This window comes from Candidatus Defluviilinea gracilis (genome assembly GCF_057138825.1).
In genome coordinates, this window is record NZ_DBNHEF010000076.1 from 21,297 (window position 1) to 27,650 (window position 6,354).

At 54.3% G+C, this 6,354-nt stretch carries 5 protein-coding genes and 1 tRNA gene; 4 read left to right on the top strand and 2 right to left on the bottom strand.

Annotation, left to right across the window (positions count from 1 at the left end; all coding sequences use genetic code 11):
* Nucleotides 1-84 precede the first annotated feature (84 nt).
* Nucleotides 85-1,803 carry a phosphatidylglycerol lysyltransferase domain-containing protein gene (locus AC16KF_RS14750; protein ID WP_484038101.1) on the top strand — a complete coding sequence of 573 codons (1,719 nt, stop codon included), beginning with the start codon at nt 85-87 and terminating at the stop codon, nt 1,801-1,803.
* 37 nt (nt 1,804-1,840) lie between these two features.
* Complete coding sequence (locus AC16KF_RS14755) at nt 1,841-3,346, top strand: sulfatase-like hydrolase/transferase (protein ID WP_484038102.1); 1,506 nt, start codon at nt 1,841-1,843, stop codon at nt 3,344-3,346.
* A 161-nt stretch (nt 3,347-3,507) separates the two neighbouring features.
* Here the strand turns inward: AC16KF_RS14755 and AC16KF_RS14760 are convergent, their stop codons facing one another.
* Both AC16KF_RS14760 and AC16KF_RS14765 read right to left on the bottom strand, forming a co-directional pair.
* Nucleotides 3,508-4,065 (bottom strand): hemerythrin domain-containing protein, encoded by a 558-nt coding sequence (locus tag AC16KF_RS14760; RefSeq protein ID WP_484038103.1) that lies wholly within the window; start codon nt 4,063-4,065, stop codon nt 3,508-3,510.
* A gap of 1 nt (nt 4,066) precedes the next feature.
* Nucleotides 4,067-4,837 carry a fumarylacetoacetate hydrolase family protein gene (locus AC16KF_RS14765; RefSeq protein ID WP_484038104.1) on the bottom strand — a complete coding sequence of 257 codons (771 nt, stop codon included), beginning with the start codon at nt 4,835-4,837 and terminating at the stop codon, nt 4,067-4,069.
* 89 nt (nt 4,838-4,926) lie between these two features.
* On the opposite strand from AC16KF_RS14765, the gene AC16KF_RS14770 reads away from it, so the two are divergent.
* Both AC16KF_RS14770 and AC16KF_RS14775 read left to right on the top strand, forming a co-directional pair.
* Nucleotides 4,927-5,003: transfer RNA gene (locus tag AC16KF_RS14770), tRNA-Val, on the top strand.
* A 101-nt stretch (nt 5,004-5,104) separates the two neighbouring features.
* Nucleotides 5,105-6,226, top strand: coding sequence for an LCP family protein (locus AC16KF_RS14775; RefSeq protein WP_484038105.1), 1,122 nt, complete (start codon nt 5,105-5,107; stop codon nt 6,224-6,226).
* Nucleotides 6,227-6,354 lie beyond the last annotated feature (128 nt).

Below are 6,354 nucleotides of genomic sequence, written 5' to 3' on the forward strand. Positions count from 1 at the left end.
CGCGTGCCAGCATTTTACATTGTATATAATTTGGTGGCAAATGCTCATTCTTCATCACAGCCAGATGCTATACTCGGAAGCAAGATGTTTTCAGAACCCGAACCGCAAAATCATTCCTCTTTCGCCAACCGCATGGATTCGTTCCGATCGCGCTGGGACGCGATCTCGGTCCGCGCGGTGGCGATTCTTACCGCCGCAATGGGCGTTGTCAACGTGATTTCCGCCACGATGCCCGCCGTGAGAGAGCGGTTGAGGTTGCTGGAGCAATTCTCTCCGTTGGAGGTGACGCGCGGAAGCCGCCTCGCGACGGTGTTGGCTGGGTTCGCCCTCCTGTTGCTTTCGAGCAACCTGTGGCGAAGGAAACAAGCGGCTTGGTTGCTGGCGATCGCTGTGCTGGTCGCTTCGGCGCTCAGTCACTTGCTCAAAGGCTTGGATTACGAAGAGGCGAGCATCGCGGTTCTGTTGGCGCTCTTCATCTTTTCTCTGCGCTCGCATTTTCATGCGCGGTCCGATGTTCCTTCTGTTCGACAGGGCATCCGCGTGTTGTTTTCGGCGGCGTTGTTCACGCTTGCGTATGGAACCGTCGGATTCTATTTACTCGATAGACATTTCAAGGCGAGGTTTGAGCTTATCCCCGCGTTGACGCAAACGCTGGCGATGTTCACCGAATTCGCAACCCCCGGCTTGCAACCGGTCACGCGCTTTGGGCGTTATTTTGCGGACTCGATCTACATCATTGCGGGCGCAACGTTAAGTTACGGTTTTTTCATGCTCGTCCGTCCGGTGTTGATCCGTCAGCCTGCCACAGCGGAGGAACGCAACCGCGCGCGAGAAATTGTCGAGGCGCATGGGCGCACCCCGCTGGCGCGTATGACCCTCTTCGACGATAAATCCTATTTCTTCAGCGCGGGCGGAACGCTGATCGCGTACGTGGTCAAAGGGCGAGTGGCGCTCGCGCTGGGCGACCCAATTGGAACGGGGGAAGAAGCGCAGGCGTCCATTTTGGAATTCAAAAAGTTTTGCGCGGTCAACGATTGGGACCCGTGTTTTTATCAAACGCATCCAGAGTGCCTGCCCGTGTATAAAGAAACAGGATTCAAATTTTTCAGCATCGGCGAGGAAGCCATCGTTGATCTTTCCGCGTTCACGCTGGAGGGCAAGGCGGGCAAGGAATTTCGCAATGTGATGAATCGTCTCGGCAAGCTCGGTCATCACGTGGATATTCTCGAGCCGCCGCTCAGCCGCGAATTGATCAGTCAGTTGAAAGCGGTGAGCGATGAATGGCTGACCATGATGCATGGCAGTGAAATGCGTTTTTCGCTGGGCTGGTTCGACGACGATTATGTGCGGAATGGAAGAGTCGCCGTGGCGCGTACCGCCGAAGGATACGTCAGCGCGTTTGCGAATATTGTGCCGGAGTATCAACGCAACGAAGTTTCGCTCGACCTCATGCGCCGCGTCCATCAGATCGAAAACGGGACGATGGACCTGCTGTTCGCTTCGTTGTTCGATTGGGCGAAGAAATCGGGATATGCGACTTTCAACCTCGGGCTGAGCGGGCTTTCGGGGATCGGAGAAAAGTCGGATGACCCGGCTGTGGAAAAAGTCCTGCGCCTCTTAACCGACAATTTGAGCCGCTTCTACAACTTCAAGGGACTCCACGCCTTCAAGGAAAAATTCCATCCCATGTGGGAGCCGCGCTATTTGGTCTATTCAGAATCGGCGAACCTGCCCGCCGTCACCGCCGCGCTCGTCCGCGCCCATAGCGGAGATGATTTCCTGCGGGGATATTTGAAGAAGTAGGCGCGAGATTCTCTCGGCTATAATACGTCGCTGTTCCATGAAAAAAATACTTCCCTACCTGCATCCCTTCCTCTTTGCGCTCTACCCCATCTTTGAATTGCGGAATTTCAACATCGCGTATGTGGACTCTGCGTCGCTCGCGCGGCCCGTTCTGCTCTCGCTGGTTTGCACGGCGTTGATCTGGATCATCCTGAGATTACTCACGCGCGAATGGCAAAAGTCGGGCATCGTCACCACGCTGGTCGTGATCGTCTTCTTTTCGTACGGGCATGTCTACTTGGCGATTCAATCCGCGTTCGGCGAGACGATTCGTCACCGTTATCTCTTGCTCATCTTTGGCGTGCTGTTTGCGCTTGCGGTCTGGTTCATCTTCTGGCGGATGAAAAGAGCCGACACGCTCGTCAACTTTCTCACCATGGCGGGCGCGTTCCTCGCGATCTTTTCGGTGGCGCGGTCCGTTCAACACGACTTCGCGGTGTATCGATCGGGGCGGGAGGCGCAGGCGGCGATGGAGGCGTACCGTAAGGCGAACCAGTCGAACGTCGGCGAAAGACCCGATGTGTACGTCATCCTACTCGACGCCCACACCAGCGCCTTCGCGTTGGAAAAATATTTCGGCTACGACGAATCCGCGTTCACCACAAAATTGGAGGGGCTCGGTTTCTACGTGGCGCAATGCGCGCAGAGCAATTATCCCGCCACCAAACTTTCGGTGACCTCCACTTTTTATGCCGACTACCATCGGGAGGACACGCTCTACCCGCTCTATTCGAGTCTCGTCGTCGAGACGCTTCGCGCGCAGGGCTATCGGATCGTCACCTTCGAGAATCGCTCGCAGGGACATTTTTCCTTCGGCGAAGATGTGAGGCTTTCGCGCAATCAACTGCTCGCCGGCAAAGTGGACCTGACCGGCGGCTTGAGCGAATTTGAGTTTGAGTTGTTAGAGACTTCGCTGGCGCGTCTCGCGTTCGATATCCCCGCGTTGATCCCCGGCTTCGATCTTGCGCAACAAAAAGAGACCGAATTCTACGAGCATTATCAGCAGACGTATTTCATTTTGAATGAGTTGAAGCGTTTGCCCGAAGAGATTCAGGGACCTAAACTGGTCTTTGCGCATTTTCTTGTGCCGCATCCGCCGTTCATCTTTACGCCGGATGGAAAATTCGATTGGAGCGATAATGAGGTGGATGGATATTTATCGAACATGGAATTTATTGACTCGCAGATCACCGGCGTTGTGGAGGAGATCATCGCCAAATCGAAGATTCCCCCGGTCATCATCCTCATGGGCGACCATGGTCCCTCCGGTGTGCCGAGCAAGGACCAACCGTCATTGCGCATGTCCATCTTGAACGCGTATTATGTCAACGATGCGGCGAAACAGGATTTATACCCCGCCATCACGCCGGTCAATTCGTTCCGCGTGGTGTTCAATAATTATTTTGGAACGGATTATCCCTTGTTGGAGGATATCGCCTATCACGCCGGGCGGTTCGCCGATTTCACTCCCGAGTACGCGGTGAAGAATGAGTGCGCGCCCTAAGGTCACAGCCCGCGCCCTGTTTATTAGACGTTATCGGAAATAATTTTTCGGACGCGGATTGACGCGGAAAACGCGGATTCTTTCTTCTTTATCAGCGTTCATCGGCGTTTATCCGCGTCCTGCAAAAGAACTTGGGCTTATTACCGATAAAGTCTATTCTTTCATTTCCATTCGCTTAATTCTTCGTCCAACGCTTCGAGCAACTTGGCGTATTGATCGGGGTCGCTGTCCATCCCAATTTCGAAGGCGATGTTGTTCAACCCCTCCAGAATTTTATATTCGTCATCGTCAGACAGGTTCTGTTCAAGCAACGGGAAGACGAGGGTCTTGAGCCGGTCGAGGTGACGCCGAAGCGTGGAAGTGTACTCGCTGGACGCCCAGCCCACGTCGGCGCTTGCCCGGTATTCGCCTGCCTGCCATTCCTTCGAGGCTTTCAACAAGTGATCGGCAGATTCGCGGCATTTCTGCTGTTCCGCGCGCAGGGCGCCGATGGGCCCATCGTCGGGAGGAAACCCGCTGTCTGCCAACGCGGCGATCAAGAGTTCCTCCTTTTTGAAAAATTGCGAGTGGATGAACCCGTCGATGAATTGATGGGCAAAGATGAAAAAACCCGAGTGCGGCGCGCGGCTGGATGAAGCCAGGGCGGCGCCGCTACCCAGCGTGTCTGCAAATCGCAAAATAAAATCCATATCGGTTCGGAGGTTCTTGTTGAATCGCATCTTACCTGCCTTCGGCTTGCGCTTTATTTTTGATCATCCCCAACCCCTCGATCTCCACCGTAACTTCATCGCCGTTCTTCAATTCGCCCACGCCGGAGGGCGTGCCGGTAAAAATGAGGTCGCCCGGTTCAAGCGTCATGACCGACGAAATGTACGCGACCAGCGTCCCCACGTTGAAGACCATATCGCGCGTCGACGCCATTTGCCGCATCTGCCCGTTGACACGGCAGGTAATCACAGAATCCGAAGGGTCGAAATCGGTGTCGATCCACGGACCAAACGGGCAAAATGTGTCGAACCCTTTGGCGCGCGTCCATTGATTGTCCGATTGTTGCAGGTCGCGCGCGGTGACATCGTTTCCGATGGTATAGCCTAGAATATATTTCTTCGCGTTCTCCGCCGTGATGTGACGCCCGCGCTTGCCGATGACCGCCACCAACTCGGCCTCGTGCTCCACTTTATTCGATTGCGGCGGCAGGACGATCGTCTCGCCGCTTGCAATGATCGACGAAGGCGGCTTCATAAAGATAAGCGGGACTTGCGGAACCTCGTTGCCTAATTCTTTCGCATGTTCCACATAGTTGCGTCCCACGCATAGGATCTTGCCCGGTTCGCAGGGCTGAATCAGCCGCACATCCGAAAGAGGCGTGGCGGCGTCTTGCCGGCGATAACGCCCGTAGATATTCCCGCCGATCTCGCCCACTTTGTCGCCCAGCAGCCATCCGTATTTTGCTTTTTTGCCGTCCTGTGTTTCGTAACGAACAATTCGCATGACGCTCCGTGATGGTAAAACTAAATTTCAGGCGCAAGTGTAATCGCCAACTTGCCAACCTGCAACCTTCAACTTATAATGAAATTCCCGGGCGCTTAGCTCAGTTGGTTAGAGCACTTCTTTTACACAGAAGGGGTCGGGGGTTCGAGTCCCTCAGCGCCCACCAGCAAACCTCCGAGTCTTTGAGAACTCGGAGGTTTGATTTTGGGGAACGACTTGCTCTCCATTTCCGTTTACAGGGTATTCTTGCATGGGAGAGAAATGTTCATGACTCGAAAACGGATGATCTTGCTGGGCATTCCAATTTTGTGGTGTTGTTTCGCGGGGGTTTTTCTGACTGTATTGTACCGAAAGCCGCTCGGACCCAGCCTCAGCCTGCCTCCACCAACTCTGCCTTCATCGACGCCCACGCGCCTCTTCCCCGTGAGCGTGGTCGCCACGACGAGTCAGCCCGCCCTGAGTCCCGAACCGAGTCCGTTGTGCGGAGCGTCGCAACCGGTGATGAATATCCTTGCCGTTGGGTCAGACGCGCGCGGCGATCATTACCTCTACGGCTTGGCAGACATCATCCGCCTCGTCCGCGTGGATTTTGTCAACGCGCGCGTGACCATCCTCGAAGTGCCGCGCGATCTGTGGGTGGAGATTCCCGGAATCTCCGATCATTACGGCATCACGCATGGAAAATTAAATCAGGCGTATTTATATGGCAACAAGGGATTTGGCTATTACGACGGCGCAGGCGAGGGACCTGGCTTGCTGGCAGAAACGTTGAACCTGAACTTCGGCGCGCAACCCGATCATTATCTCGCCGTCAACATGAATACTTTCGAAAATATTGTGGATGCTGTCGGCGGCATTGATGTATATCTGCCCTACGAAATTGATGTCCGTTCGCCAGCCAACCCTCAGGGTTTTCACGTAGAGGTGGGACAGCATCACTTCGACGGCGAGACCGCGTTGTGGGTGGCGCGCACTCGTCAGTATAGTACGTTCAGCCGCGCCGAGAGTCAAAACATTGTGATGTGCGCCTTGCGCGAAAAATTATTAAGCCCCGCCATTGTCCCTGCCATCCCCGATCTGGTTCAAACCTTTCAACGCAACGTGCAGACCGATCTCAGCCCCGAGCAGATCAACCAACTTGCCTGCCTTGCGAATCAAATGAACGGTTCGGATATCGTCTTTGCCAGTTTCCCCGTCGAATTGTTCAAGAACAAAAAGATCTACGATCCTCAGCTCAAAGCGACAACTCAAATACTCGATGTTGATTTCAATGTCTTGCGTGAATACATCAGCGAATTTCAACAAGGCGCATGGCCCGACCCGAATCTCGTCATCGAGTCCACACCCTCGCCCGCCGATACCGATCAAGAGTTTGCGTGCGGGGATTAATAACTGATGTTACGCAGTTGAAGCCAGTCTGGTCTCCGTAACGCGACATTCATGTCGCTTTTGCACAAGAATAACCTGAAAGGCGAGATAAATCTCGCATTACGAGCCCTACTGCGTAACATCACTTA